Origin of the sequence: Paenibacillus sp. FSL R10-2782, from assembly GCF_038592985.1 — a bacterium.
Classification (GTDB): domain Bacteria; phylum Bacillota; class Bacilli; order Paenibacillales; family Paenibacillaceae; genus Paenibacillus; species Paenibacillus terrae_C.
Genome location: NZ_CP151951.1, coordinates 2,075,354 through 2,100,447 on the forward strand (window position 1 = coordinate 2,075,354; position 25,094 = coordinate 2,100,447).

The window sequence follows — 25,094 nt, forward strand, 5'->3', positions numbered from 1 at the left end:
ATCTATACTAGCCTATAAAGCGGGAGAGATGACAATGAATTTGAAGCAAAAAGCAGCTGAAAAAGCAGTTGAAGCCATTCAGGACGGCATGAAAGTAGGACTCGGCACAGGCTCGACAGCTTATTGGGCCATTCAAAAAATAGGTGAGCGTGTGGCGCAAGGCTTACATATACAGGCTGTAGCTACTTCCCAAGCCTCGGAGGATCAGGCCAGAGAACTGGGAATTCCCATCGTTCCATTTGATCAGATTGGACGACTCGACGTAACCATTGACGGAGCGGACGAGGTGAATGAGCAGCTTGTTCTGGTGAAGGGCGGAGGCGGAGCTTTACTGAGAGAGAAGATCGTGGAAAGCAACAGCAACCGGCTAATCATTATTGTGGACGAGTCCAAGGATGTGAAGGTGCTGGGTGCATTTCCATTACCGGTCGAAGTCGTACCTTTTGCCAGTGTATGGACGTTGGAGGCAATACAGCAAACAGGCTGCCAGGCTGAATGGCGCATGAAGGACGGTGAGCGTTTCCTTACGGATAACGGCAATTATATTGTCGATTGTCGTTACGGAACCATTGATAATCCGCAAGAGCTGGAAATCCGATTAAATCAAATTCCGGGTGTGGTTGATAACGGACTGTTCATTAACATGGCGGACCAGGTTATCATCGCACGGGCCAATGGGCAGATTGATATTCGAAACAAGTGATGCCTAGCGTCCGTCTGCTTCGTACTGTAGCTTTCGTGGTCTTCATTTTATATACGGGACTGTTATTATACTGGATGTTTCTTGGTTTTGGACGTACAATACGACCGGGTTCTCCATATTCGTATAATATGGTTCCGTTGGATACGATTGGGCGATATCTGAGGGCTGCGCAGTCGCTTTCTTTCCGGGTGTGGGGTGTCAATTTGCTCGGTAATATTGTTGTTTTCGTCCCGTTTGGCATCCTTCTGCCTATCATTTGGGTATCGTTACGCAGATTAGGTAGCTTGCTACTGACAGTGGTGGTCGCGCTGGTGATTCTTGAAGTGTCCCAAATGCTGCTCGGCGCAGGCACGATGGACGTGGATGATGTGATCCTGAATGTAACGGGTGTGCTTTTCGGCCGGGTTGTTTACGAGCTTCTACGAAAGAGGTTAGGGAATGAATAATGAAAGCCCTGCTCTCACGAACGGTGCTTCTGGTGCCGATTGGGGACGGGCTTTTTTACATAATAGACTGTAATTTTCACATCATACACCTTATGAACAAAGGGATAAAACGGTTGAACTTGACAAAAGTTTGCAATTAAGATATCTTTGAATAAAGATATGAGTAACGGAGGCTGTTAATATGTCAGTAAAACCAGATGATCAGGACTTGGCGCTTAACTTGTTTGTTGTGCTGGCGCGCGCCTATAATTCGGTCACATCCCGCACGAATCGGGATATTCATAGTCATGGATTGAACACAACGGAATTTGGTGTACTTGATCTGTTATATTATCGTGGTTCACAGCCCTTGCAGAAAATTGGTGAAAAGGTGCTGATCTCCAGCGGAAATATTACGTATGTCGTAGATAAACTTCAGAAAAAAAAGCTGCTTACCCGGCGTGCATCACAGGATGATCGTCGTGTGATTTATGCAGAACTGACTGACGAGGGACGTCATTTCTTTGAGCAAATATTCCCACAGCATCATCGTGTCATCATGGAGACAGTAGACGGTTTATCCGTAGAAGAGAAAGAGCAGGTTATCCATTTGCTAAAAAAGCTGGGACTCTCGGCTGAAGGCCAGAAGAGTAACGACTAATAAGCTGCAAAAATCCACGTTAAATAGGCTTGTAGATAAAATACCGGTTGTCCGGTATTTTATTTTTTTGTTGCAATTTTGGGCAACGGGGTTAATGTAGAGGCGGAAATCAGGTATAATTGACGAATAGTCACCATCAGTAATCGTTGGAATTATCCCTGTTAGACTTGCACACAGATGGAAGAGCTGGGTGCAAGTTTTTTTCTGGAGACAGGGCAGAGAAGGAGACATAGATAACAGATATGAAGGAACAGCTTCGTTCGATTCACCCACTGGCCTGGACGATTATTGTGGGTACCATATTTGGTCGGATGGCGACATCCATGAGTATCCCGTTTTTGTCTATTTATTTGACTACCCGGTTGGGGGTATCCCCTTTCCATACAGGGATGATCGTATCCGTCAGTTCATTAGTTGGCATTTTTGCCAGCTTTTATGGCGGCTACATTTCCGATCGGATCGGACGGCGTAAAGTGATGCTGGTGTCCATCGCCAGTTGGGCGCTTGTATTCGTGGCTTTTGCGCTAGCTGAAGCGGCCTGGGCCTTTTTTGTCATCAATGCTCTGAATGGTCTGTGCAGATCCTTGTTCGAGCCAACCTCGCGGGCGCTGTTATCAGATGTAACCCCCAAGGAAAAAAGATTGCTCATCTACAATATGAGATATGCGGCGATTAATGTAGGTGTAGTGGCAGGGCCGTTGCTTGGTTTGATGTTAGGATCGGCATCCTCGGGTACACCGTTTATGGTAGCGGCTGGTGTGTATGCGCTGTACGGGGTGTTGCTGTTGATCCAATTTGCTCGGTATGCATCGGATCTTCGTACAGGGACAACGGCGGGAGAGGCTCCACTACGGATGGGTGAGGCGTTCCGTACAGCCAGCCGTGATCCGGTGTTTATGCCGATTTTGCTGGGGACGGTATTTTGCGTCATGGGTTATGCTCATTCCAATTCCACGATGCCTCAATTCTTGTCCTTATCCTTCGAGGAAGGAACCCGGTGGTTTACATATATGCTTACAGTCAACGCGGTGTGTGTATTGGCTTTTCAATATCCGCTGGTACGGCTGGCAAGCCGTTTTTCCCCGGTGAATTCCTTGATTGCCGGAAATATATGTATTGCGGTCAGCCTATTGCTGTGCGGTATGTTACATTCGGGCTGGTTGTTTATACTGGATATGGTGCTGTTTACAGTGGGCGAAGTGCTATTGTTCACGATGCTGGACGTACTGATTGACCAAATTGCAGATGCTCAATATAAAGGGACCTATTTCGGTACGATTGGCTTTAATAATCTGGGTAGCGTGCTTGCTCCTTTGTTTGGTGGCTGGCTGCTGGATACTTATGGCCAAACAGCGCCGCTTGCCGTTTTTGTTCCGGTTGCGCTGTCGGTTGTGATGGGCATTCCTTTCCTGCTGGTCGCACGTCGTCGCTTGGCGCAGCGTACAGCCCGGATTGCAGCTCAAGGAGGGCAGCCCGTGCAGTAACCGTCATCATAAAAAAGGGAGCTGAGTGCAGGATGAAGTCGGAAGAGGATGTGCTACGAATCATACAATATATGAATGATCCGCAGGTGCTGGAAGACCTGCGTTATGTGCGAGATCTGAGGCTGCCGCAAGGGTGTATTGCCGCAGGCTATGTACGTAATCGGGTGTGGGACAAGCTGCATGGATATACAACTCCTACACCTTTGAATGATATAGATGTTATTTATTTTGACCCTAAAAATACGCTGGAGGAACGGGACGAGCATCTTGAGCTGTCCTTGAACCGCAAGCAGGCGGGACGCAACTGGTCTGTCAAAAATCAGGCGAGGATGCATCTTCGCAACGGGACAGCTCCTTATGCTTCGGTAGAGGATGCGATGAGCCGCTGGCCGGAAACGGCTACGGCAGTAGCGATTAGATTGAATGACGAGGATCAAATGGAGGTCGTTTGTCCGCATGGATTAAAGGATCTGCTGGATATGCGGGTACGCCAAAGCCCATTGTTCCGCCATACGACGGCCTTTCGTCAGCGTGTATTTGAGAAGCAGTGGCTGGATAACTGGCCGTTGCTTATGTTGGAGAACTAGAACGTAATCCCAATTTCAGGATATAAGGAGAGACGACGAACGATGTTTAAAAATATAAAAACAGATTCAGATCGTGAGGAGGTTCTGGAGCTGCTAACCTACGCCGTGCTGGATCACCCTGAACGCGGAGAAGCAGCTTTACGTACCTATCAAACCTCGGATGACTGGAAGCTGTTCGGTGTAGAAGATGAAGGACTTATTGTAGGTATTGTCGGATTTGAGGAGCAGGAGGATGAAACCATCGTAATCCGTCATCTGGCTGTGTTGCCTGAAAACCGTCATAGAGGATATGCCAGAGGTATGCTGCTGACGCTCATTCAGGAACGTAATCCGAAACGGCTTACTGTGGACACCGATGCGGAAGGGGCAGACTTCTTTCGCAACGTAGGCTTTGCTGTATACGGATCGGAGGACTTGTCCGAGGATGGGCAATTTCATTGTGTGTATGAAATGGACGAAGAATAAGCGAATCTCCGGGTCCTGCGTCTCTTTTTTTACATAAGATATGATATGTCGGGAATTGACATTATTCTCATGTAAAAGTTGATGTGCCTTTGGTTCCAAAGGCATTAGCGGGGGAGTTGGGTTCTAATGGGTTACCACTATACGGCTATAGGAGATTCATTAACGACAGGTGCCGGGACGCTGCTGACTGGCGGATTTGTGCCTATCTATCGACGAATGGCGGAAGCACGTCTTCGTACTCCAGTCAGTTACGAGAATTTGGGAATCAACGGACTGACATCGCAGGAACTGCTGTCTTTGATCCGCAACAATCCGCTCTTTCGGTCGGCGTTGAACGCGGCTGAACTCATAACGGTGACGATCGGCGGGAATGATCTGCGTCCATACGTCAGCGCCCTTGCTGGAGGCTCCGGTTCGTCTGCATCGTCCATTCCGCAAGCGGTGAACCGCACAAAAGAACATGTACGCCAAATCGTACATGCCCTGTATCAGATAAAATCCGGCCAGCGTGAGCCATTTATCATTCGAATGGTGGGGTTGTATAATCCTTTGCCGGGCGTGCGGGAGGCGGGGATATATGTACGCCAATATAACTCATTTCTCGCTACGCTGGGCGGTCCAAATTACCGGGTGGCGAACATTTACCCTGCGTTTGAGGGCAACGAACGGGAGCTGCTCTCGCTGGATCGGGTGCATCCGAACAGTCGCGGCTATCGCGTCATTGCGGAGGAGCTGAATCGGCTTGGATATTCGCCATTACGGTGAGCGTAGAAGGAATTTGCAACAGAAGAAAGAGGTCCATCATGGCTGTGTATCTGACCATAGTGGACCTCTTTATCTTTAGCTGAATTGAACCTTTTAAACTTCCAAAATAGCTTTCAGCTTGGTACAGTCTTCCTGTAACTCGGGTAGCTGCTCCAAAAAAAGGAGGAGTGCTTTAACGTGGGCAGTTTCCACGTTTTGTTCCGAAAGCTCCCCCTGTAGCCTGCTTAGTATTTGCATATGTTCATTCTGGATTGCTTCATCTAATTCGATTTGTTTCAAGACTGCGTCCATATGTTGAAGCACATGGGCGATTTGTCTTCCTTTGGTCCAGATTTGATCAGAATCTTCATGGAATCCGGAATCGCGGCCCCACATGATTTGATGTTGAACATCAGGGCTCAGCATACTTTGTGCCAGCATATCCGTAATGCTGACGATAAATTCAGCCAGTGTTTGATGTTCCGTCCAGGACAGCTCTGAATCGCTCATTCGGAAGGAATTGATAATAATGCTTTTGACGACAAACCCAATATCGTACGCATAGTCATTTATGGACTCTCCATAAGCATCAATTAAGAAATCAACCATCACGTTAGATAAATGGTGTTCAACACGGTCAATAGCTTGTGCGATTTTTTCTTCCTTGGAACCGATTAAAGGGACGGAGTATACCAGCAAATGAACTTTATTCTTATAAATCCGGCCCAGCGCAATCAAATTCAGTTGTCTCAACTTTTCACGGGAAGGTAGCTGGTGCTTCAAATAAAGTTCTTTAATATCTGCATCAAGAAGTTTTTCAATCAGGACGATTGTCCCCAGCAGCAACTCTTCTTTACTTTGAAAGTATTTATAAAAGGAAGCCTTCACCATCCCGCTTTCGCGGGCAATCTCATCGACCGAGGTGGCATCGTATCCCTTTTCTGAAAACAGGGAAAGGGCGGCATATATAATATCATCGCTCGTTATTTTTTTCATTGTACCCCCAATTTTTTGCTCTGTCTTTTTAATTTCCAGCGGGCAATAACCATATACAGGGACGGAACCACAAACATCGTAAGAATGGTCGAGTACATCAATCCAAACATAATGGTATACGCCAGAGGTCTAAACATAAGTTCCCCAATTAGAGCAATCGGTATCAGACCGACAATGGCTGTCAGCGAAGTAAGCAGTATGGGGCGGAAGCGCGCTTTGGTCGCTGCAATAATCGCCTCTTTCAGTTCGATCTCTTCGCGTCTTGCATCCTCTATAAACTCGATCAGCACAATACCGTTCCGTACGACAATACCTGCCAAGGTCATCAATCCCAGCACCCCCATAAAAGTGACCGGTGTGTTCAGAATGAACAAGCCGAGGAATCCACCCGCAGCCGCCATATACACGGTAGTCAAGATGATAAGTGGGGTTGAGAACGAATAAAATTGCAAAAAGATCAGCATGAAGATTAATAGTATGACGACAACATATAACCATCCTATTTCTGATAAAATGTCATCTTGTCCTGAAATCTCGCCGCCAATTTCCCAAGTGTAGCCTGGAGGAAATTTAATGTCCTGCAATTTAAGCTTGACATCCTTCATGACTTCGGAAGCTGTACGCCCGTGAACTTCAGCTTCAACAGTAATCGAACGCTTTAAATTATAATGGTTAATTTTTTGTGTTGCAAAGGATGGCTTCAACTCAGCCAATTGAGATAAAGGGATCTGAACACCATTGGCATTGGTCACATTCAATTGCTGAAACAAAATTTCAGGATTTTGATCGGTTTGGCTTAGCTTCAGCTTAATATTTATCAAATCTTTCCCCGTATCAAATCGGCTAAAGCTCACGCCATTACCCATTAACAAGAGTGTACGTGTCAGATCATTATTGCTAATCTGATATTGATCCATCGCTTGTTTATTGATTTGGAAATCCAGCGTATAGCCTTCATTTTCCATATTGTCTTGTATGTCCTGTGTTCCTCTGGTAGCCATAATGCCTTCTTTTAACTGCTGTGACAACGAACGCAACTGATCTACATCATTGCCTAAAATCCGAATGGAGATCGGCTTACCGAGAGGCACCCCCACTTTGGCTATTTTCAAGGAAATGGATTGACCCTGATAACGATCCTTTAAGATGGAGGGCCATTTGTCTGCCATTTCATCGGGATCAAATGCACCTTCTTCCCCAACAATAGCAATCTGCCCCACGGTTGTGCCTGTTTTGGCGTCAGCGGTCATATCTTGAAACAACGGGGGGGCGTCGCCGCCAGCCGCATAACTGATCGTTTCCACATGAGGCTGCTGCTTCACCCATTTGGCAATATCCTCGGTGACCCGCTTGGTTTCTTCTATAGAAGTACCTATAGGCATACGCACATTAATGCTTAATTCCGGATCGTTGGTTCTGGGGAACAGGTCGATCGGAATCAGAGCAAGTACACCGTACAGCGTGGTACTAATCAATAATCCTAATGAAGCATACAATGCAGGTCGCTTGATGACTTTGGGAATCAGCTCACTGACATATACGTTACGAAGAGCATCAATTTGTTTGCCCAGCAGTCCCGGCGGCTTCATGGTGGAGTTGGGCGTTTTTTGACTTCGTTGTCCATACCATTCTCTAAAGATTGGGATGACGGTAAAGGACATGAGCATGGAAGCCAATAACGTAAAGATAACAGCAAACGGTAATGGTTTTATAAGGGAGCCTGCATCGCCTGATAAAAAGAACAGCGGGGCAAAGGAGGCTACAGTTGCCAGAGTTGCGGTCAAAATGGAAATGGAAACTTCTTTTGTTCCATTTAATGCAGCTATCTTGGGACTCTCACCCAAGGTCATCATCCTGCGCTCAATATTATCATTAACCACCACAGCATCATCGACTAGAATCCCCATTACAATAATTAAGCCAATGACCGTAACCTGATTCAATGTTATTCCGAGCATAGGGAGAATAATGAGACCTATGGCGATTGAAATAGGAATAGCCAGTGCCACAAAAGAGGATGTAATCAGATTCAAGCCCAATGTACATACGATCACAACCGCCGCAATGGCAAACAGCAATTCACGGGTCAAGCCATGAAAAATATGATCAATCCGCTCGGTCTGTGAAAATAACGTATTCAGTTGAAACGTATTAGGCAGATCTGGTTTTAACAACTGCATCTCTTTATTTACTTTGCTATAAATCGTGTCTACGTCAGAGCCGGTATTACCGTTAATCGTCAGTGTAATAGCTGGTTTACCGTTAAAAAAGGCCATATAGCTGCTGGTGTTATGTGTAAGCAATATGGTGCCCACATCACTGAGATACACAGGAGCGCCGCTGTCCGTTCTGGAAATAATGACTTTACTCAAATCCTGAGCATTCTTGGACTGCGTTACATTCATTCGGTACGTACGTTCATTGTAATCCAGATTGCCTATCGGATATTGCTCATTTTCCTTCTGCACTGCACTCATGAGCTGTTCCCAACTGATATGGTACTGCTGTAGCTTTTGAGCATCAATCTGAATCTGAACCTCTTGATCGGGTAATCCCTTAATTGTTACTTCCGATACACCGGGAATGGTTTTTAATTGATCCTTCCACGATTTCACCATATCATTTAGTTCATACAATTGCTCTATAGAGTCCCCCGTGATGGCGTAGGAATGGATAAATACTTTATTCAAATCATCGTTAACGACAGGCTTTTGAGCATCTGTGGGCAGAGAAGACTGGGCATCGTTTATTTTTTTGCGTAATGTATCCCAGGCTTCCTTAGCATTGGCATTGCCTTTGGTCTCAATGATAATCGTCGAAAGTCCATTTTCAGATGTAGAAGAAATCTTTTTAATATGATTGATTTCTTTCATTTTTTGTTCCAAAGGCTTCGTGACCGTTTGTTCTACCTTTTGGGGTGTAGCTCCAGGGTAGAGGGTCGTGACCACAGCGGTTTTCTTGATAATATCCGGCGTTTCCTGCCGGGGAAGTTGAGAGACACTATACAGCCCGGCAACAATCACCATGATAAAAATGAAGAGGGTCAGTTTTTTCTTTCGGATAAAATATGCAATCATTTGCTGGTTCCCTCCGTGACCTGAAGAGGAAGTCCATTATAGATCAGGTTTACTCCGGTCGTAACCACACGATCCCCGACATTCAGCCCCTTGGTAATTTCGAGCTTGTTGTTGGACATCTGACCGACATTCACGATGGTTTTTAGCGCCTTGTTGTTCACCACTTTATAGACAAAGGTATCTGTACCGTTATTAATGACAGCCTTGGCCGGGAGCAAAATTTGCTCACTCTGGGTCAGTTGGCGGCCTGCCTTTACGACTTGTCCCGGGGCCCAATCACGCTGGGTGTTAGGAACAATCACTTCCACGTTGATACTGCCCGTATTGGTGTTGGTGGCCGGATAAATTTTGCTGACCGTTCCTTCTCTGTTCTCATCGTACAGTTGAAGCTGGACGGTCTGACCTTGTTTCCAGTTCGTGATTTCATGATCGGGAACAGGGAGCAGCACCTTGAGCTTGTCGATTTGTCCGATACGATATACCGGTTGTCCAGCGCTCGCCAATTGTCCGACGGTTGCTTTTTTCTCCAGAATAACGCCGGAAATCGGTGCTTTTAAAGCTGTCTTGGAGAGGGCAAGCTCGGCCTGCTTTTTGGCAATGACCGCTTGCTGGTATGCCGCAGCAGAGTTATCTTTGGAGGCTACGGCCTGTTCCTTCGCGGCGATGGCAGATTCTTTCCCGGCTTGGGCTTGCTGTAAACTGGATGCTGCCGATTGCCGATCTTCTAATGTTGCTCCCTCCTGGATTAAGGAGAGGGCTTCTTGTGCATCCTCCAGGTCCTTGGTGGCATTGGTCAAAGCGAGCTGCACATTTTCATAATCGTTTTTGGTTGCAGCTCCCTGATCATATAAAAGCTTGGTGCGTTCAGCAGTAGCCTGTACTTTAGTCAAAGCGGATTGTGCTCTTTGCACTTTGGTGCGCACCTGCGCTTTTTCCTGCTCTCTGGCTCCTTTATTCACTTTGTTAACTCCGGCCTGAGCTGCTGCCTTTTGCGCATCAGCGGATTGGATGGAGGCATCTGCGCTTGAAATGGCGGCTGTAGCATTTTTGATACCTGCTTGTGCTTCAAAAATAGTCGCATTCGCTTGCTCCAGTTGTAGCTGATAGCTGGATGGATCAAGCTTCGTTAATATCTGCCCTTGGGATACGGAGTCTCCCACATTGACAACTGTGTCGCGTATTAGTCCAGATAACTCAAAAGATACAGAGGTATCCTCATAGGGCTGTAGTGTGCCTGAAAGGTCAAAAGACGCAGACAGTGGCTCTTTTTTAACGATCATTGCTTCAACCTTTTGGTTTTGTTGTTCTGCTGCTTCATGATCACTCGATCCTGTAGATGAGCAAGCTGAGGTGAACAGAAGAATGAATATAGCAGATATGTAGAGACTGTGTTTCAACAAGATGATCATCCTTCCTGATTTGTACTTTACAGTTTATATTTAAACTCATTAGTTCATAAACGGATTATAGGGTCTGATCTGTGGCATGTCAATAACTGTTATGAAAAAACATTCCAAATTCAGGTGTCAAAAAAAGCCGATTCAGGCGAGTGGAGGTGCAGGGTGGACAAGCATAAAAACGACCTTTCTCAAAGGATGAGAAAGGTCGTTAAGAAAAAAATATAAGCTCGTTAGCCGATTAATTTACGGAATAGGCTGCGTACAGCCCACTTGCGCTCACTTCGTTTGCGGTATTTGGGCAGGGAGCGGTAGACGGCAATCGACTGGTTAAAGGCTGTCGTGGCCTCCTCCTTGCGTCCCAGCAAACGATACATCAAGCCTGTCAGATAATAGCCTTCGCTGGAAGAGGACTGAATTTCCTGAAATTGCTGAAGATAGTGAAGCGACTTATTTACATCACGTTCCTTGAAAGCTGCGGCTAAATGCAAATAGGGTTCGCCGTATTGTACCCGCGGGTTAATGTCCAGTGCTTTCAGCAAATGCGCTTCTCCATCTTCGATGTGCCCCGTATGTACCTCAGCCGTTCCCCGTGCGTTCCAATAATCTGCGGAGTCCTCATAGCGGGACTCGATGTCCAGCAGCAGCTCCAAAGCCTGATGGTATTTCTTGCTCTCGATCCAAATACGAGCCAGATCGAACTTGGCAGCCACATCATTGGTATTTAAAGCGATCTGTTGACGCAGCCGGGCAGCATTGCGCCTTCTTTTCCATGGCTTGCTGATGCTGGGCAATACACCGACAAAGCTGCGATCCAATATATAGATCACAATCAGCAGTACGAGCAACGCCAGAAACGGGTTGCCGAGCAAGCTCCATAATAGAGAGAAAATTAAAAATTTCCCGATCATTCTGCTCCCATCCTCCTGTATATGTCACTATCCATACTTTCCACATTATAGCATACGGTTATCTCAAGGGTCACTAGCATGGCGAGGTTGTAAAGGAGTGTAAAACAGGCAGTGTGAAGTAGTGTGTTCATTTATGATGTTCGATGTACATTCTTACCAGAAAGGCAACTTTGGAACGGTGGTAGCTCTCTAACTTGGTAGGGTACTTGTACGTGCTTTTGAGATAACAGTGGGCGCAAATGAAGGCACCTTTGGACATAATGATAGATTCGGTCGAATGGCAGAGTACACAACGTTCAGGCTTATGCTTATAAAAATGTCGCATGTTCAAAGTTTCCCCTCATATGTACGATAGGTTTCTATGACTCGTCCTGAATGCCAAGTATTTGGGATACTATTTTCCTGTGTCGTTTGGCTTTTCTTGTACCATGAATGAGATTCGACAGACGAGAAGGCGGAATTTGGTACGTCTCACAAAACGTTTTCTGATCCAGTTGCCTTTCCACAAGCTTCTGCTTGATCGTCCATCCGAAGGGCGTTACAGGGTGTTTTTTATTATTGTCCAACATGATTCACCTTCTCTGTGTATATAGGTTGAAAAATTAGTCTTGATTGGTTGCTAATTGGGTATTTAAAGCGTACCATGAGATAAAATAATTATCGAAAATAGATTTTCTTTGAAAATTGCAACTTCATCGTGGGTATAATTGACATTATTTATGTCTAAATTCTATAATCGGAATATTACGTAAAAAAGTAGGTTCTCTGAATGAAATTTTGAAATCATTACTGGAGGCGGGATATTCATTGGAACAAGCCATTGTGATTCGTTCAGAAATACGAAAGTGTATGCAGGAAAAAGGCTTTACGCTAGGCGGTTTCTCGAAAGCAACAGAAATAAGGGGTAGCTACCTTAGTTTATTGCTCAATCATGATCCCCATAAATATCCTCTTCCATTGCGGCATTTTGATAGTATGATCCAGGCTTTAGGAAAACCAGAGGGATGGATGTATGAGTGTTACGTAGAAGAGTGTTTTATTACAGGAAAGCCAGACCGTCGCCGGGTGGAACCTTTTTTGCTGCGTTGTGCAGAGCTTGGGAAAACCGCTTGTATTGAACGAGTATTATCTCGTTTGATAGAGAATCTAAGTCAGATTTCTACGGTGTTTGAAATTGCAGAGAAGGTACACGCAGCAGGAAATCAGCAGGGGGCGGTACCATTCTATGAATGTGTGGCTGAACATGAGAAACACCAGCATTCCGAAACCTTGGCGATTAGCCAGTATCGACTGTTTCGTGCCGCCTTGGGACAAGACTTGCAGAAAAATAGAGATGCAGCCACACGGTTTTTACAGTTTCGAAATCGTTTACCTGTACATTTCCAGTTGGATGGACTATTACAATTGGCAAACACATATTATACATTGAGTGACTGGAAACGAATGGGGGAATGCGCTGACGAGTTAATCGTATTGGCAAAGGTCGTTTATCAGGAGCAGAATCAAAGAAAAGGGAGTAAGCGAGAAAAGACTCCTTTGAATACCGAAAGACATTTGGTTGTGTATTATGGTCAAGGGTACCTATTAAAAGCAACTGAATATGAGAAGCAGGGTTTCTATGAAGACTCTAGAAAATATATTGATGGATATTCTGATTTGTCTTGGTTTAAAGACCTGAATATTATTGGAACAGAAGAAGTGAATAAGTTTAAAATGTTTGCAGTAGCTAATTCGTATATGTTGGATATGCTTATGGGTCATAATTATATGTTAACGGAATATACACATTATTTAGCCTCACATCCTCGTGAAGTTCTATTTGGATTGGCGATTATCGCAGGGACAGCAAATAAATACGGTTTTTCTATAGATAAATCCCTAGAGGAATTATCTGAAGAAATATCAAAGTTCAACCAATATGATGATATTATTGCATTAGGACGAAGATTACATTTTCATTATCATTTATCCCTGTATTATTTAGATAAAGGTGCGTCAGAACAGTGTATTCAAAATACTTTACAGAGTCTCAATTTATCAGTTACTATTAACAACAGTAGTATGTTTGCTCAGGGAGTTGCTTTGTTTGAATTATGCAGAGAACAAGCTACAGAAGGCCAACTAAACTGTTACAAAAAAATTTTGGAGGAGGTAAGAGTACATGAGAGGATTAATCTCTGCCATCTTAGTAATAAGTTTCTTTAGTTTTACTTTCTGGAGTGGACAAATTTCAACTACTTTTCCTGATGCTATTATAAAGCCAATGGATCACGGTGTAGGTTCCTAATTTCAAGACTGTCATACAAGAAATTTTCTTATCGTAATTTCTTTATATATTTATATGATTAAGGTTTCAATAAAAAAGATAATAGACCCACATACACTACATAATGACATCAACCCTTGCCAATTTTGTGACAAGGGTTTTCTGCTTTTTTTCTCTCATTTAATCACAGCAAAAAGGAGTAATATTCTGTTAAAAGATACGAAAAGGTACTTTCGGCATGGGGAAAATGATTTATTCAAGCAATCACATGGAGCGATGTAAAAGAGATATCAGGATAAAATACGGATATACGTCATTTCAACCTTCTGATAACATCGCGTACATCCTACTTTATAGTAAGCGTGGACTTATAGTGCGAATATTAGTTCCACCTGACAAACTGTTACAGATACCTGAGGTTAACAGGATTTTTTAATTGAAGTAATTTCCGTTTAGCCTTGTCAAATTAATTGAATGACACATACGGTATACAGTATCTTAAAAAAGGAGGAGTTCATGTGAGTGGATGTGTTGGAGGAGCTGAGCGTAGGGAAGAGCGTAGGGAAGAGCGTAGGGAAAACTGTTTTGGTGCTTTCACATCGCCAGCAGCAATTTTGGTGCTCTTTATTCTGTTGGTTATCATCACTAAAGCCTGTTGGGTTTAATTTTTAAAGCAATGTCACGGTAATGCCCGATCATTGTTTCGGTATAAAAGGCTCTATCGGTATGTAACCGGTAGAGTCTTTGTAGTGTGTACCTGTCATTTTTTTTCGGGTATTCCTCCAAGTGTCATTACCCCTGAATTAAAACCTGGTATCCGTCGTGACTACACCTATTGTGGAAATGCTGGTGAGCAAGCGGCCCGCAGATGTAGGTACACCTGGAAACTGACCTTAATCGCCGCTTGGATTCAGCGTGAGTTTGGACAGGGATACACCGTTCGCGGTGTTCGCAAAGTGTTGAGACGACTGGGATTAGCTTCACAAAAGCAATGTATACCCTGCCAAAGCAGATCCGCAGGAGCAGGTCGTTTTTCGGGATGACACGTTCCCGCAGCTGAAACGCAAGCTGGAGGAAAGACATCGACCATCTGTTATTTGAAGATGAGGTTAAAGTAATAGCCCAGGATACTTCTGAAAAGGTAGGACGCACTATAACGCAAGGCAGTTAATTTGAATTAAGAGTAGATGTAGAGAAGGACTCCACTGGTATGTAGCCGGAATGGAGTCCTTCATATCATTTATTTAGTTGAATACTCACTTACTTCAAACGTAAGTATTTTATTGAATATTACGTAGTCTTTACGGTTGCTGAATGGACCCTTGTTATTATTGTGCTTATCAATGGCAAAGAATGAAGCACCTCTACCAGCATCTTTAGCATCATACCAAGCGATGAAGGAATTCAGTTCTTTTTTGCTTAAATCGAATTCTTTATCTAAACCATTGTCCATTGTTACAGTCAGAATTGCACGGTCACCAGTAGGCTGGGTGGTACCATCTGTATCCGACGGATTCGGTGTTGTAGTTGGATCAGGTTTAGTAGACGGATCCGGTGTTGTAGATGGATCGGGCTTTGTAGATGGATCGGGCTTTGTAGATGGATCAGGCTTTGTAGATGGGTCAGGTGTGGAAGATCCGCCCGTAGCTTGATAAGGTAAAAATCCTTCAGGAACTGGATACTTAAACTCACTTGCTCCAAAATTAGCTTCAAAAGATATTTTCTGGCCAGTTCCGCTTAAAACAACAGGGAAAATCTGGGTCCCCTCTAGTTCAGATGGTTTAATGGAATTAGCTCCGCGTGAGACCCCATTAATGTACCAAACAATTTTATCGTTATCTAAGTCCAATGCAATGCCGATAACGTAACCAACTCCAAAACCAGAATTGTAACCTACTGCTACTGGTGATGTGATGTTATTCCAAATTTGACCACCAGCTCCATAAATCACTTGGTATTGTTTGTCCGATTCACCTGTTATTCCTACGTATGAGGCAACATTGTTTACCTTTACTTCCCAATACCATTTCCCATTTGTTTTCCCTACTGTCGCTCTGTCCCTTGTTTCTCCCTTCTCACGATCAATAGTAGTTGTTGTAGATCCATTTGTCCAAGTTACGTTTGTAGTCTCAGCTTTTGTAACTGTAGGAAATAATGAGAACACAGAAACTCCAATAAATAATGCTAACAAGATACTCCCAAGCTTTTTGAACATTTTATTATTCATGACTTCCTCCTAAAATTATGTAATAACAAAATGGATTATAAAACTGAAATAAAGGAATGTCTAAACATTTATATCTATATATTTAAATATATGTGTAGACAAATTCCGAGGAATTTATTACCTTTGTATCTGTTCAACTAGATCATTAGGGGGAAATAAAGTGAAAATGCAGTTCCTTAAAAAAGTAAGTATCTTGTTTGGAATGTTTTTATTTGGGGCACTTGCGCTTTTTCATTCAAGCATGTATGCAGCGTCTGAGCCTGGGAGTAGTGAAGGGGTAACCAATCTTATACCTAAAATGACTTCTAATACTGCACCGTCAGGCGAAGCAAGCGCAAGCAGCACTTGGAGTTCTGGACATCAGGCCTATAATGCGTTTGATCATACAGCTGAAGGAATTGGATGGGCAACTAAAGATGGGGTACCGTACGGTTGGTTAGGTTATGAATTTGAAAAACCAGTAGCTATAAATACGTACACGTTAGAACCTCGAAAAAATTATACTGAATCGGGTACAGAATCTCCGAAAGTTTGGACTTTTGAGGGATGGGACGGAGCAAATTGGGTTATACTAGATACTCAAAAAAATATTACAGACTGGAAACAAGGAGTCAAGAAAGTTTTCACCTTTAATAATGACACAACATACAAAAAATATCGACTGAATATCACAGAAAATAACGGGCGTCCTTATTATGTGACCTTAGGTGAAATGGAAATGATGTATGATCCTTCAATTGTGGCCCCTGAGCCCGCAGAGCCGTCTCAACCAACAGGCAACCGTGTGGATTGTCAACACTAAACTAGACAACTTTTTTATGGTGCCTCTGCTTGAACTCAGCCGGACTCAAGTACTCCAGAGAACCGTGAATCCGAATATGGTTGAACCAGTGCACATAGTCATGTAATTCTGTGGTTAGCTCAGCTAGACTTTCAAAATGACGTTTCTTCACAAACTCCGTTTTGAAAATTTTAAACGTGGCTTCCGCAACGGCGTTGTCATAGGGGCAGCCTTTCATGCTTAAGGAACGCTCAATCTGAAAAGCCTCCAGCGCATCGTCGATGAGCTTATTCTTGAATTCATTGCCTCGGTCCGTGTGGAAGAGCTGAATGTCATTCAGGTTGCCCTTAATCGAAGCCAAAGCACGGTAAACCAGCTTGGCATCCTTGTGTGCCCCCGCACTGTAACCGATAATTTCGCGGTTAAACAGATCCACAAAGAAGCATACGTAATTCCAATATGAACCTACTCTAACGTACGTCAGATCGCTTACGACGACAGATAACGCCTGCTCTTGCTCAAATTTCCGGTCCAATACATTCGCTTGCTTGGCTTCATTGCATTTCGTGGGATGAGGCTTGTACTGAGCGATCGTATACGAGGAAACCAGCCCATATTCTTTCATGATTCGTCCTATTCTCCGCCTGGATACCGTAAAGCCTTGTTGGTGCAACTCTTTTTTTATCTTACGCGTACCATAGTTTTGTCGGCTGCTTTGAAAAATGTCCATAATCAGGGAGGGAAGCTCATCCTCCGATGTCACTTCCACTTTGTTTTCTTCATAATAATAGGTGCTTCTAGGGAGCTTTAGGACGTCGCACATTGCTGATACCGAGTATTTATGTTTATTCTGGCGAATGACATTTACTTTCGTCCCATGATCAGCGCGGCTTGCTTTAAAATGTCATTCTCCATGAGCAGTTGCTTGTTCTGTTTTCGAAGCTCGATCAGTTCTAATTCCTCTGGAGTTCGGTTGTCTTTCTCTTTGAAGGATCCAGATGTGGAACTCTGTTTCACCCATTTATCTAACGATGAAGGATTCAAATCATACTCTTGAATGATATCCTTTCGCGGTTTACCACTCTGATAGAGTTGAACCATTTGTGCTTTAAATTCAGCGCTAAAGGTACGTCTTTCTTTTTTAGTCATCGTCCATTTGCTCCTTCTAGGTTGGTCTGTAGTCTACTATATTAGACCACAATTTTTCTGTCTAGAAGAGTGTAGCCGATCCAGTGCAATATTGGTAGTCACCATGACCACCGGCTTAGAAAAAGAGTTCGACCTGAGTATGAAAGAGGTCAACGACTTCATTACCTGGTATGAAGGCAAGCAGGCTGGAACCAGCAAAGCTTCATATGCCATAAATAAACACGACAATAATAAAGGTCCATTTAGTAGTCGTAAGGATTACATGCTATATGAGAGGATATTAACGTTTGAAGTGAGTGAATACTCAAAATAAGAATAAATCCCCGCTAAACTTAATTGGTCGGCGGGGAATTTTTCGTTGAGGTGAATTCCGTTTGCCTAGCCAAATTTATTGAATGAAACATAAGGTATGCGGTATCTATATTAGTTGAACTAAAGATTAGAAAACTATGGTAGAATTATACTTTAGAAACATTTTTGATCTTTTTGAAAAGAGTGTTAACCGAATATCCGACAGGTAAAATTGCGATGATCCTGGACAATGCGCGAATTCACCATGCGAAGCTGCTGGCATCGTTCCTAAACGAGATGAAGGATCTACTTGAGCCTCCCCATAGTCTCGAACTGAATGCAGTCGAAGGGGGCTGAAATGGCTTAGTCCGATGTGAATGTTTCTTTAATCGAATTAAGCATTAAGCACCCGTTGTGCAATCCGAAAGCAATGGTGACACGCTACTGACTACCTTGGTGGTTTTTTTGTATTTAAGGGATGAATGTTAAAGGGTAATTAATCTATATATTACAAAAGACTCCATCATTATTGACAGAGTCTTTTGTATTAACTGTTATAAGAATTTGTTATTAGGATGGGAAAAGTGTTTCGGAATCTGCGGAACCGCCATCACCAAGCCAGCGGTTAGGGCCTGCAAATGAGAAAGTTTTCCCGTTTCCAGTTATTTTAATATTAGCGATTTTCCAACCAGGTTTATATCCAGATCCATCTGTTCTAATCGTAATTTTTCTGATGTCACCAAGGTTGCTGGTGCTGATTCTTGTTGTATCAGAATCCCCCTGTTCAAAGCTTCCATTGAGTGTAGCGGTAGCATAATCTCCATTAGAACCATACAGAGTTATAGAAATATTTGAATCGGTTCCAGCATCTTTAAGATTGGCAGTGTTTACAGTAACAACATATTCAACATTAGCAAAAGGTGTAACTGACTCTATACTTCTACTAGAGTCTTGAAATGAACTATAAGTGTCACTTGTGACCTGATCGGCAAAAGAAGGCGCTGCGAAAGCTACAGATGAGATAAACAGTGCTGATGCTAGTAAAGATACTTTTTTCATTAAATTGTTACCACCTTTCTAGTATTTGTATTTAATGTTATACATGTGGCATATACTTGTACATAGTTCTTTGGTAGTGAAGAAGAATATTTTTATTGTCTTTGTTTGTCATATTTTATCCTTATGTGTCGATATCCTTGTTTCCATATGAATTACTGAGGTGATCAGCATGAATCATACATATAAAGTGTTAAAGTCGCGTATCGAACTATTTGCAGCAGCATTAAGCCAGGTAAGAGTATATGTAGTAAAGCCGTTGGGTGAGGATACGGTGGGGGTTGTAGACTACCTTTTTGCCGCACCTGAGGCACAGCGACTTTTTATTTTACATTATAAGGGGGTGTGCCAGCGCCGTTGTCACCAGGTGCATACATATGTAAAATATAGCGAATATATTTGGGTTGACAGCACATTTGGACAGCAGTATGCTTGCTAGGGAAATATGGATGTCCTCGTTAGGTGAGGCTCCTATACGAACATAAGCCACTGCCCGGAAACATCGAAAGATGCCAATGGGTATAACAGGAATTGCCGGATTAAGGCTCTTCTTAATGTGGCTAAAGAACTTTGGTTCTTTTACGTCGTATAGTGCTAAAGCTCGACTTGGGGGAATCGGATATTTGCATGCCTTATCTTGCATGCAGAACGACGCCCCTTCAGTTGAACTGAGGGGCGTTTTTATTTCAATGTGTTAGGTATTGGCAGTGACATGGTTCTTGTGAGATCAGTAAAATATGGAGCCAACAATACGATATGGGAGAGGGGGGTAACCATTCTATGAGTAGTCGAAGTTCGACTGAACCGGATCCAGAGCCAGTGAGTCTATTGGCAGTCGGGTTAAAACTAGATACCGTAATTGAGTATGGTTGCAGCTCCTCTCCTACGGGGTAGTATTGGGCCTGACTGCCTTAAAATAAGGAGGTAGTCGACATGTCAAAAATGAATTTTTTTCAAAAAAAGCAGCAAAATAAAAGTGCTGCTCAAATTCAAGGCTTTGATATTGAATTGAATCCGGAAAATACTCGTCGTATTGATCGGCTAGTCGATAGTTACGAAAATAGCATTCTTTCTCATTTAGATGAAGCGTACCAAAGAACGACAAGCTGGCAAGATCGTCTTGCGGATCGGATTGCATCATTCGGCGGTAGCTGGAGATTTATTACTTATTTTGCTATCTTTCTGACCATCTGGATACTCTTGAACAGCTTGCCGTTTACTCGCTTTCATTTCGATGAACCTCCATTTATCTTGTTGAACTTGTGTTTGTCCTTTATCGCAGCATTCCAGGCTCCAGTCATTATGATGAGTCAGAACCGCCAAGCTGCAAGGGATAAGCATGAATCGATCATTGACTTTGCGATCAACTACAAAGCGGAACAAGAGATTGACGATATGCAAAGCCACCTTCATCGGATCGAAGGCGAGCTGATTGAGATTAAAAAACTTTTACTTGTTCTAAACAACCGAATGAATGAAGAACACAAATGACCCTTTGGATTATATGGAGGCCCCGTAGTAAAGTTTTCACCTGAATCGATTAAGATTAACGGAAGCTATTTTATGAGGAATCAGTTTGAATTAAAAGTAGATGTAAAGAAGGACTCCACTGGTATATAGCCAGAATGGAGTCCTTCATATCATTTATTTAGTTGAATACTTGCTTACTTCAAACGTGAGTATTTTATTGAAGATTACATAGTCTTTACGGTTGCTGAATGGGCCTTTGTTATTATTGTGCTTGTCAATGGCAAAGAATGAGGCACCTCTACCAGCATCTTTAGCGTCATACCAAGCGATGAAGGCACTCAGTTCTTTTTTGCTTAAATCGAATTGACCGGAATTGTAATTGGACAGATAACCAATTTTGCATTATCAAAACGAGAGAAATAAAAGCCTGTTTGTCTCGAATTGCATAACTACTCCTCTTGTCTTTATTCCAAAGACTCTACCCAGTTTTTAAAAATAATCAGCAACTCATTTAGATTTTGTACACCACCGTAGCCTTTAAATGTTGTTTCGGCTTTTTTACAATGAATCCAATCTGATTCACTTCGTTCGACAGATATCGGTTCAAAATCTTTTTCAGCCAGTATCGTTCCTTCTAAATGAATGAATATAGACCAGCCTGGATTATCCAGTGTTAAAATCTGTATTCCTTCTGCATGTTCCCAGACTCCATTACAATGTTGAGCAAACCAATTTTGTATCCATGTCATAGTATCCATTGAAGTATAATACCTCTACATAATAGACTTCGACAATATAAAATAGGGCCGACTTCATTCTAAAACAGCCTGCGGGCTGTTACGAAACGTTGCTGCCATTTATCGTCAAGCGTGTCAAAATGAACGCCGCGTTCTTTGGAGAACGTATGCAGCAATTTGTTGTTCCCCGCATAGATAGCCACATGGCCGATCTCCAGCCCGCGTGCGCTGAAGAACAGCAGGTCGCCTTTGCGCAGCTCGTTTAGCCCGACCTTCCGGCCTTCTTTAGCTTGATCGTAAGAGACCCGGGGGAGCTCGATGGAGAGCGTATGCCGGAACACTTCCGCTACAAAAGAAGAACAATCAAAGGTCGATGTCTGGCTGGTTGCTGCGCCGAATTCATAAGGGGTACCGAGGAATTTCTCCCCGTAGGCGATCAGTTCTTCCCCTTGCCGTTCCGCCAGGGATGGGCTGGTATAATCGCTGTATTTTGGTTTTGCCGATATGTATCCGGTCAGATTGTCTTTGGTGCGCACTTCCAGCCAGAGGGCATTGACCTCGCGGATGACATGAACCTTTTCGCCGCCTGAAATAAGCCGCAGGGAAGGGGAAGCTCCCGATGAATCTGGCTCGCTGCGCAGGTTGACCCTGGAAAGAACCGTTGTGAAAAAATCGTTCCTGGAGACAATCCGAATCGTCCGAGTCAGTGCATCCCACTTCACTGTGCTCCCAAGCGCTTCGCTTACAAAGCGCAGCGGAATCATCGTATTACCTTGAACAATCTGTCCGGGAACATTCAGGGACAGCTCATTGCCGTTTAGGGTGGAGGTGAGTTCCCCGATACGGTAGGTCAGCACCGTGTCGTCTTTGGTTGCCGTTACGGTTTTGCTAGATCCGTTCCAGGAGAGCCTGGCTCCTTGCGCCTCAAACAACTGGCGCATGGGGACGAGCGTTGTCCCGTCTAGCAGCAGCGGCGGGGCGGCAAGCTGGAGCGGGCGGTCATCCAGATAGACGGTCGTCACTGGAGTCAGCGGCACCGATTTCGCATAAGACGGGTTCGCTTGGAGCTGCGATACGGCCAGTAGAGCCAGCAATACTCCCTTTTTGATTGTCATGCTGTCATCACCTCGTTGTTGATATGTTCATCTAAGTTGTACGAGGCTACCCTTAATTAGTTGTGTACCAAATATTGGAGCGATTCTAGCTTTCCTTCAAGGCGCCGTGCACGAATCCATCCGCCGCCGTCAACCGGCGATGTGCTTCAGCGGCGTCAACTCCAGCCAGCAGCATAACAATCGCCGTCTTCACGTGACCTTCCGATTCATGGAAGGCTTGTTCAATTTGCTCCCCGGAAGCATCTGTAGCCAGTTCGATAATGCGCTTGGCCCTGTAGACCAGCTTCTCGTTAGAGGGGTTCAAATCGACCATCAGATTCCAGTACACTTTGCCGATACGGATCATTGCTGTTGTGGTCAGCATGTTAAGAATCATTTTTTGCGCCGTTCCCGATTTCATCCGCGTCGAGCCCATGACAACCTCGGGCCCGACGACGGCTTCAATCGTCAGCTTGCCGAGCCTGGTCATCGGCGTTCCGTAGTTGTTGCAGAGGCCGATAACCACCGCTCCCCGTTCTCCGGCGCGTTTCATCGCGCCCAGCACATAAGGCGTACGTCCGCTGGCGGCAATGCCGATGACGACATCGCTCACGCTGATTGCGGCATCGTCGATATCGGAGGCGCCCAACTCCTCGCTGTCCTCCGCGCCTTCGACCGGGTCCTTGACGGCCCAGAATCCGCCGGCGATTAAGCCCTGTACCATCTCGGGGGTGGTCCCGTAGGTCGGCGGGCACTCCGAGGCGTCAAGAATGCCAATTCTCCCGCTCGTTCCGGCACCAACGTAGAACAGCCTGCCGCCATTGCGGAACGCCTCCACGATAAAGTCGGCTACTTCGGCAATCTGCGGTATCAGACCGTGGATTACCTCGGCGACCTGGCGGTCTTCATTGTTAATTAGATGCATAATTCCAGCGGAATCGAGATGGTCGATTGCATTTGTTTGGTCATTGGGCTGCTCTGTAATCAAACTACCTAAAATATGGTTCATGAGGTTCCTCCTACCAGTCTAGTATACTGAGTATTTCGCATAATTTCCCAAGCAATATTACAGCGGTATTTCAATTGAATATGCAAAATCCTGTTTCTCTGTATTGAAGCTACAACAAGGTGGATGGGGGTTCATCCTGCCGCCCGTCCACCAGTTCGCGGGCCAGCCGCGCTGCTCCGACCGAAGGCGGCGCTCCCTGGCTCCCGTCAACAAAAACCAGTCCACCGAATGACTCCTGCAGTCTACCGCACAGCATTTCGCGGAAGAGCGGGGCGTATCTGAAATGTATCTCATGCCTCGAATACCCCTTAATTTCATAATTAAACAATGTAAGTCAAAATACTCAAAGTCATTAATGAACTAAGGGTATTTTGGCTTTTTAATGCGTCTGTGAGATGAGAGCATTCATACGTTAAACTTAAAACCAGATAAGACTGACAAAAATACTTGATATATATAGATGTCTATGTAATAATACTTGTATGTTAAAAAATAACGCAGCTGCACTGATAGGAACGATCAGAGACTCGATCAATAAATTGATTGTGTCTGAACTCGAATCCTATGGAGTTGAAGGGATTGTTCCTTCCCATGGTGGAATATTAATGTTCCTCTATCAAAAGGACGGGCTTTCTATTAAAGAATTGACGCAAAAAATTTCTCGTCAGCAGCCCACAGTCACGGTTCTGATCGACAAGCTAGTGAGGCTGGGGTATGTCGAAAGAAAAAAAGAAAGGGAGGATAGCAGAGTAACCCTGATATATCTGACCGATAAGGGGAAAGAGCTGGAGCCTGTATTTGAAGTGATCTCCAATAGATTAAAAGAAACCATTTATGGTGGTCTCAAAGACGAAGAAAAAGAACAACTGGAGTATCTGCTGGAACATGTAAAAAACAGATTATAAATTTTTTTAAATTAATGTATAGATATCTATATTAAATTCAAAATAACATAAAAACATCTGGAGGTAATTAAAATGAAACATCTTATCGTTTATGCTCACTCTAACGCTGAAAGTTTCAATCACGCGATACTGGAAACTGTTGTAAATACCTTGAAAGAAAAAGGTGACGAAGTCGTTATACGCGATCTATATGCCCTTGGTTTTCAACCTGTATTAAAAATTGAGGATACTGCCGCTATGAGAGCTGGGCAAACTCCAGCTGATATTAAAGTAGAGCAGGAATACATTTCGCAGTCCGATACGATCACGTTTATTTCTCCGATTTGGTGGACAGGTCTTCCTGCTATCCTGAAAGGTTACGTTGATCGTGTATTTGCCTACGGCTTTGCATATACGGCTGGTCCGGAAGGGATTAATAAGCTCCTTACAGGTAAAAAAGGTTTTATTGTGAATACACACGGTACCCCCAACGCGATCTACGATGAAATTGGTATGAGCGCAGGATTGAAGATCACTTCGGATACGGGGATTTTTGATTTCGTTGGGATTGAATCCGTCGGTCACTTGCTGCTTGGAAGTATCGGCTACCTTGATGAAGATGGCTATAAAGGACTGTTGAAGCAGGTCCAAGACACCGTCAAATCGGTATTGTAAAATAT

At 44.0% G+C, this 25,094-nt stretch carries 26 protein-coding genes, 4 pseudogenes and 1 riboswitch; of the genes and pseudogenes, 17 read left to right on the forward strand and 13 right to left on the reverse strand.

From position 1 onward, the window contains the following. Positions 1–34: 34 nt before the first annotated feature. From rpiA to NST83_RS09675, 7 genes are all read left to right on the forward strand, one after another. A complete protein-coding gene (gene rpiA, locus NST83_RS09645; protein WP_137062641.1) occupies positions 35–703 on the forward strand; it encodes a ribose-5-phosphate isomerase RpiA in 669 nt (222 codons plus the stop codon). Beyond that, entirely contained in the window at positions 703–1,149 is a 447-nt protein-coding gene (locus NST83_RS09650; protein ID WP_342417444.1) for a VanZ family protein, read from the forward strand. The genes rpiA and NST83_RS09650 overlap by 1 nt, the downstream gene beginning before the upstream one ends. 181 nt (positions 1,150–1,330) lie before the next feature. Then, positions 1,331–1,789, forward strand: coding sequence for a MarR family transcriptional regulator (locus NST83_RS09655; protein ID WP_137062642.1), 459 nt, complete (start codon positions 1,331–1,333; stop codon positions 1,787–1,789). Between the two features lie 242 nt (positions 1,790–2,031). Continuing rightward, a complete protein-coding gene (locus NST83_RS09660; RefSeq protein WP_342417445.1) occupies positions 2,032–3,273 on the forward strand; it encodes an MFS transporter in 1,242 nt (413 codons plus the stop codon). A gap of 32 nt (positions 3,274–3,305) precedes the next feature. Then, a complete protein-coding gene (locus tag NST83_RS09665) occupies positions 3,306–3,860 on the forward strand; it encodes a nucleotidyltransferase family protein (RefSeq protein WP_342417446.1) in 555 nt (184 codons plus the stop codon). 42 nt (positions 3,861–3,902) lie between these two features. Further along, positions 3,903–4,325 (forward strand): GNAT family N-acetyltransferase, encoded by a 423-nt coding sequence (locus tag NST83_RS09670; protein WP_044648503.1) that lies wholly within the window; start codon positions 3,903–3,905, stop codon positions 4,323–4,325. Between the two features lie 126 nt (positions 4,326–4,451). Next, on the forward strand, positions 4,452–5,090 hold the full coding sequence (locus NST83_RS09675; protein ID WP_342417447.1) for a GDSL-type esterase/lipase family protein: 639 nt from the start codon (positions 4,452–4,454) through the stop codon (positions 5,088–5,090). Positions 5,091–5,183: 93 nt separating this feature from the next. Here NST83_RS09675 and NST83_RS09680 read toward each other — a convergent pair whose 3' ends face one another. The 5 genes from NST83_RS09680 to NST83_RS09700 form a co-directional block, all read right to left on the reverse strand. Next, positions 5,184–6,065, reverse strand: coding sequence for a helix-turn-helix domain-containing protein (locus NST83_RS09680; RefSeq protein WP_137062646.1), 882 nt, complete (start codon positions 6,063–6,065; stop codon positions 5,184–5,186). After that, positions 6,062–9,142, reverse strand: coding sequence for an efflux RND transporter permease subunit (locus NST83_RS09685; RefSeq protein ID WP_342417448.1), 3,081 nt, complete (start codon positions 9,140–9,142; stop codon positions 6,062–6,064). The genes NST83_RS09680 and NST83_RS09685 overlap by 4 nt, the downstream gene beginning before the upstream one ends. Next, on the reverse strand, positions 9,139–10,542 hold the full coding sequence (locus NST83_RS09690) for an efflux RND transporter periplasmic adaptor subunit (protein WP_342417449.1): 1,404 nt from the start codon (positions 10,540–10,542) through the stop codon (positions 9,139–9,141). The genes NST83_RS09685 and NST83_RS09690 overlap by 4 nt, the downstream gene beginning before the upstream one ends. A gap of 230 nt (positions 10,543–10,772) precedes the next feature. Further along, positions 10,773–11,450, reverse strand: coding sequence for a tetratricopeptide repeat protein (locus NST83_RS09695; RefSeq protein ID WP_342417450.1), 678 nt, complete (start codon positions 11,448–11,450; stop codon positions 10,773–10,775). Positions 11,451–11,809: 359 nt separating this feature from the next. Next, entirely contained in the window at positions 11,810–12,019 is a 210-nt protein-coding gene (locus NST83_RS09700; protein ID WP_137062649.1) for an XRE family transcriptional regulator, read from the reverse strand. A gap of 238 nt (positions 12,020–12,257) precedes the next feature. On the opposite strand from NST83_RS09700, the gene NST83_RS09705 reads away from it, so the two are divergent. The 3 genes and pseudogenes from NST83_RS09705 (at position 12,258) to NST83_RS09715 (ending at position 14,759) form a co-directional block, all read left to right on the forward strand. After that, positions 12,258–13,655 carry a DNA-binding protein gene (locus NST83_RS09705; protein ID WP_342417451.1) on the forward strand — a complete coding sequence of 466 codons (1,398 nt, stop codon included), beginning with the start codon at positions 12,258–12,260 and terminating at the stop codon, positions 13,653–13,655. A gap of 648 nt (positions 13,656–14,303) precedes the next feature. After that, positions 14,304–14,381 (forward strand): annotated as a pseudogene (locus tag NST83_RS09710) (YjcZ family sporulation protein); the annotation flags it as partial. 84 nt (positions 14,382–14,465) lie between these two features. After that, positions 14,466–14,759 carry a winged helix-turn-helix domain-containing protein gene (locus NST83_RS09715; protein ID WP_342417452.1) on the forward strand — a complete coding sequence of 98 codons (294 nt, stop codon included), beginning with the start codon at positions 14,466–14,468 and terminating at the stop codon, positions 14,757–14,759. A gap of 197 nt (positions 14,760–14,956) precedes the next feature. Here NST83_RS09715 and NST83_RS09720 read toward each other — a convergent pair whose 3' ends face one another. Next, positions 14,957–15,943 (reverse strand): SPRY domain-containing protein, encoded by a 987-nt coding sequence (locus NST83_RS09720; protein WP_342417453.1) that lies wholly within the window; start codon positions 15,941–15,943, stop codon positions 14,957–14,959. 166 nt (positions 15,944–16,109) lie between these two features. On the opposite strand from NST83_RS09720, the gene NST83_RS09725 reads away from it, so the two are divergent. Continuing rightward, positions 16,110–16,745: a discoidin domain-containing protein gene (locus NST83_RS09725; protein WP_342417915.1), complete on the forward strand. Its 636-nt coding sequence runs from the start codon at positions 16,110–16,112 to the stop codon at positions 16,743–16,745. Between the two features lies 1 nt (position 16,746). Here NST83_RS09725 and NST83_RS09730 read toward each other — a convergent pair. After that, positions 16,747–17,873 (reverse strand): IS3 family transposase gene (locus NST83_RS09730; RefSeq protein WP_342417454.1). Its coding sequence is split into 2 segments (ribosomal slippage): positions 16,747–17,624 and positions 17,624–17,873, totalling 1,128 coding nucleotides; the frame shifts between segments, so codons are not numbered across the junction. A gap of 85 nt (positions 17,874–17,958) precedes the next feature. Here NST83_RS09730 and NST83_RS09735 point away from each other — a divergent pair. Beyond that, a pseudogene (locus NST83_RS09735) lies at positions 17,959–18,186 on the forward strand (hypothetical protein); the annotation flags it as partial. A 155-nt stretch (positions 18,187–18,341) separates the two neighbouring features. Further along, a pseudogene (locus NST83_RS09740) lies at positions 18,342–18,515 on the forward strand (transposase); the annotation flags it as partial. Between the two features lie 219 nt (positions 18,516–18,734). On the opposite strand, the gene NST83_RS09745 reads toward NST83_RS09740, so the two are convergent. Then, positions 18,735–19,223, reverse strand: coding sequence for a PLAT/LH2 domain-containing protein (locus NST83_RS09745; protein ID WP_342417455.1), 489 nt, complete (start codon positions 19,221–19,223; stop codon positions 18,735–18,737). A gap of 169 nt (positions 19,224–19,392) precedes the next feature. On the opposite strand from NST83_RS09745, the gene NST83_RS09750 reads away from it, so the two are divergent. Continuing rightward, entirely contained in the window at positions 19,393–19,659 is a 267-nt protein-coding gene (locus NST83_RS09750; RefSeq protein WP_342417456.1) for a hypothetical protein, read from the forward strand. An 8-nt stretch (positions 19,660–19,667) separates the two neighbouring features. Next, a riboswitch (M-box (ykoK) riboswitch) is annotated at positions 19,668–19,840 on the forward strand. Between the two features lie 313 nt (positions 19,841–20,153). Then, positions 20,154–20,711 (forward strand): DUF1003 domain-containing protein, encoded by a 558-nt coding sequence (locus NST83_RS09755; protein ID WP_137062660.1) that lies wholly within the window; start codon positions 20,154–20,156, stop codon positions 20,709–20,711. A gap of 153 nt (positions 20,712–20,864) precedes the next feature. Here the strand turns inward: NST83_RS09755 and NST83_RS09760 are convergent. From NST83_RS09760 to NST83_RS09780, 5 genes and pseudogenes are all read right to left on the reverse strand, one after another. Then, a pseudogene (locus NST83_RS09760) lies at positions 20,865–21,056 on the reverse strand (ran-binding protein 10); the annotation flags it as partial. A 98-nt stretch (positions 21,057–21,154) separates the two neighbouring features. After that, complete coding sequence (locus NST83_RS09765; protein ID WP_137062661.1) at positions 21,155–21,448, reverse strand: immunity 53 family protein; 294 nt, start codon at positions 21,446–21,448, stop codon at positions 21,155–21,157. A gap of 59 nt (positions 21,449–21,507) precedes the next feature. Further along, a complete protein-coding gene (locus tag NST83_RS09770; RefSeq protein ID WP_342417457.1) occupies positions 21,508–22,542 on the reverse strand; it encodes a stalk domain-containing protein in 1,035 nt (344 codons plus the stop codon). An 85-nt stretch (positions 22,543–22,627) separates the two neighbouring features. Beyond that, positions 22,628–23,530 carry an N-acetylmuramic acid 6-phosphate etherase gene (gene murQ / locus NST83_RS09775; RefSeq protein WP_342417458.1) on the reverse strand — a complete coding sequence of 301 codons (903 nt, stop codon included), beginning with the start codon at positions 23,528–23,530 and terminating at the stop codon, positions 22,628–22,630. Positions 23,531–23,639: 109 nt separating this feature from the next. Continuing rightward, positions 23,640–23,858, reverse strand: a complete 219-nt coding sequence (locus NST83_RS09780) for a hypothetical protein (protein ID WP_342417459.1) — start codon at positions 23,856–23,858, stop codon at positions 23,640–23,642. A 154-nt stretch (positions 23,859–24,012) separates the two neighbouring features. Between NST83_RS09780 and NST83_RS09785 the strand changes: the two genes are divergently transcribed. Continuing rightward, positions 24,013–24,435 carry a MarR family transcriptional regulator gene (locus NST83_RS09785; protein WP_137062673.1) on the forward strand — a complete coding sequence of 141 codons (423 nt, stop codon included), beginning with the start codon at positions 24,013–24,015 and terminating at the stop codon, positions 24,433–24,435. A 72-nt stretch (positions 24,436–24,507) separates the two neighbouring features. Further along, complete coding sequence (locus NST83_RS09790; protein ID WP_342417460.1) at positions 24,508–25,089, forward strand: NAD(P)H-dependent oxidoreductase; 582 nt, start codon at positions 24,508–24,510, stop codon at positions 25,087–25,089. Positions 25,090–25,094 lie beyond the last annotated feature (5 nt).

Excerpts from the sequence above, each read along its gene's own strand:
- rpiA (WP_137062641.1), top strand. The coding sequence starts at position 35 with ATGAATTTGAAGCAAAAAGCAGCTGAAAAAGCAGTTGAAGCCATTCAG.
- NST83_RS09650 (WP_342417444.1), top strand. The coding sequence starts at position 703 with ATGCCTAGCGTCCGTCTGCTTCGTACTGTAGCTTTCGTGGTCTTCATT.
- NST83_RS09655 (WP_137062642.1), top strand. The coding sequence starts at position 1,331 with ATGTCAGTAAAACCAGATGATCAGGACTTGGCGCTTAACTTGTTTGTT.
- NST83_RS09660 (WP_342417445.1), top strand. The coding sequence starts at position 2,032 with ATGAAGGAACAGCTTCGTTCGATTCACCCACTGGCCTGGACGATTATT.
- NST83_RS09665 (WP_342417446.1), top strand. The coding sequence starts at position 3,306 with ATGAAGTCGGAAGAGGATGTGCTACGAATCATACAATATATGAATGAT.
- NST83_RS09670 (WP_044648503.1), top strand. The coding sequence starts at position 3,903 with ATGTTTAAAAATATAAAAACAGATTCAGATCGTGAGGAGGTTCTGGAG.
- NST83_RS09675 (WP_342417447.1), top strand. The coding sequence starts at position 4,452 with ATGGGTTACCACTATACGGCTATAGGAGATTCATTAACGACAGGTGCC.
- NST83_RS09680 (WP_137062646.1), bottom strand. The coding sequence starts at position 6,065 with ATGAAAAAAATAACGAGCGATGATATTATATATGCCGCCCTTTCCCTG.
- NST83_RS09685 (WP_342417448.1), bottom strand. The coding sequence starts at position 9,142 with ATGATTGCATATTTTATCCGAAAGAAAAAACTGACCCTCTTCATTTTT.
- NST83_RS09695 (WP_342417450.1), bottom strand. The coding sequence starts at position 11,450 with ATGATCGGGAAATTTTTAATTTTCTCTCTATTATGGAGCTTGCTCGGC.
- NST83_RS09700 (WP_137062649.1), bottom strand. The coding sequence starts at position 12,019 with ATGTTGGACAATAATAAAAAACACCCTGTAACGCCCTTCGGATGGACG.
- NST83_RS09720 (WP_342417453.1), bottom strand. The coding sequence starts at position 15,943 with ATGAATAATAAAATGTTCAAAAAGCTTGGGAGTATCTTGTTAGCATTA.
- NST83_RS09725 (WP_342417915.1), top strand. The coding sequence starts at position 16,110 with ATGCAGTTCCTTAAAAAAGTAAGTATCTTGTTTGGAATGTTTTTATTT.
- NST83_RS09745 (WP_342417455.1), bottom strand. The coding sequence starts at position 19,223 with ATGAAAAAAGTATCTTTACTAGCATCAGCACTGTTTATCTCATCTGTA.
- NST83_RS09750 (WP_342417456.1), top strand. The coding sequence starts at position 19,393 with ATGAATCATACATATAAAGTGTTAAAGTCGCGTATCGAACTATTTGCA.
- NST83_RS09755 (WP_137062660.1), top strand. The coding sequence starts at position 20,154 with ATGTCAAAAATGAATTTTTTTCAAAAAAAGCAGCAAAATAAAAGTGCT.
- NST83_RS09765 (WP_137062661.1), bottom strand. The coding sequence starts at position 21,448 with ATGGATACTATGACATGGATACAAAATTGGTTTGCTCAACATTGTAAT.
- NST83_RS09770 (WP_342417457.1), bottom strand. The coding sequence starts at position 22,542 with ATGACAATCAAAAAGGGAGTATTGCTGGCTCTACTGGCCGTATCGCAG.
- murQ (WP_342417458.1), bottom strand. The coding sequence starts at position 23,530 with ATGAACCATATTTTAGGTAGTTTGATTACAGAGCAGCCCAATGACCAA.
- NST83_RS09785 (WP_137062673.1), top strand. The coding sequence starts at position 24,013 with ATGTTAAAAAATAACGCAGCTGCACTGATAGGAACGATCAGAGACTCG.
- NST83_RS09790 (WP_342417460.1), top strand. The coding sequence starts at position 24,508 with ATGAAACATCTTATCGTTTATGCTCACTCTAACGCTGAAAGTTTCAAT.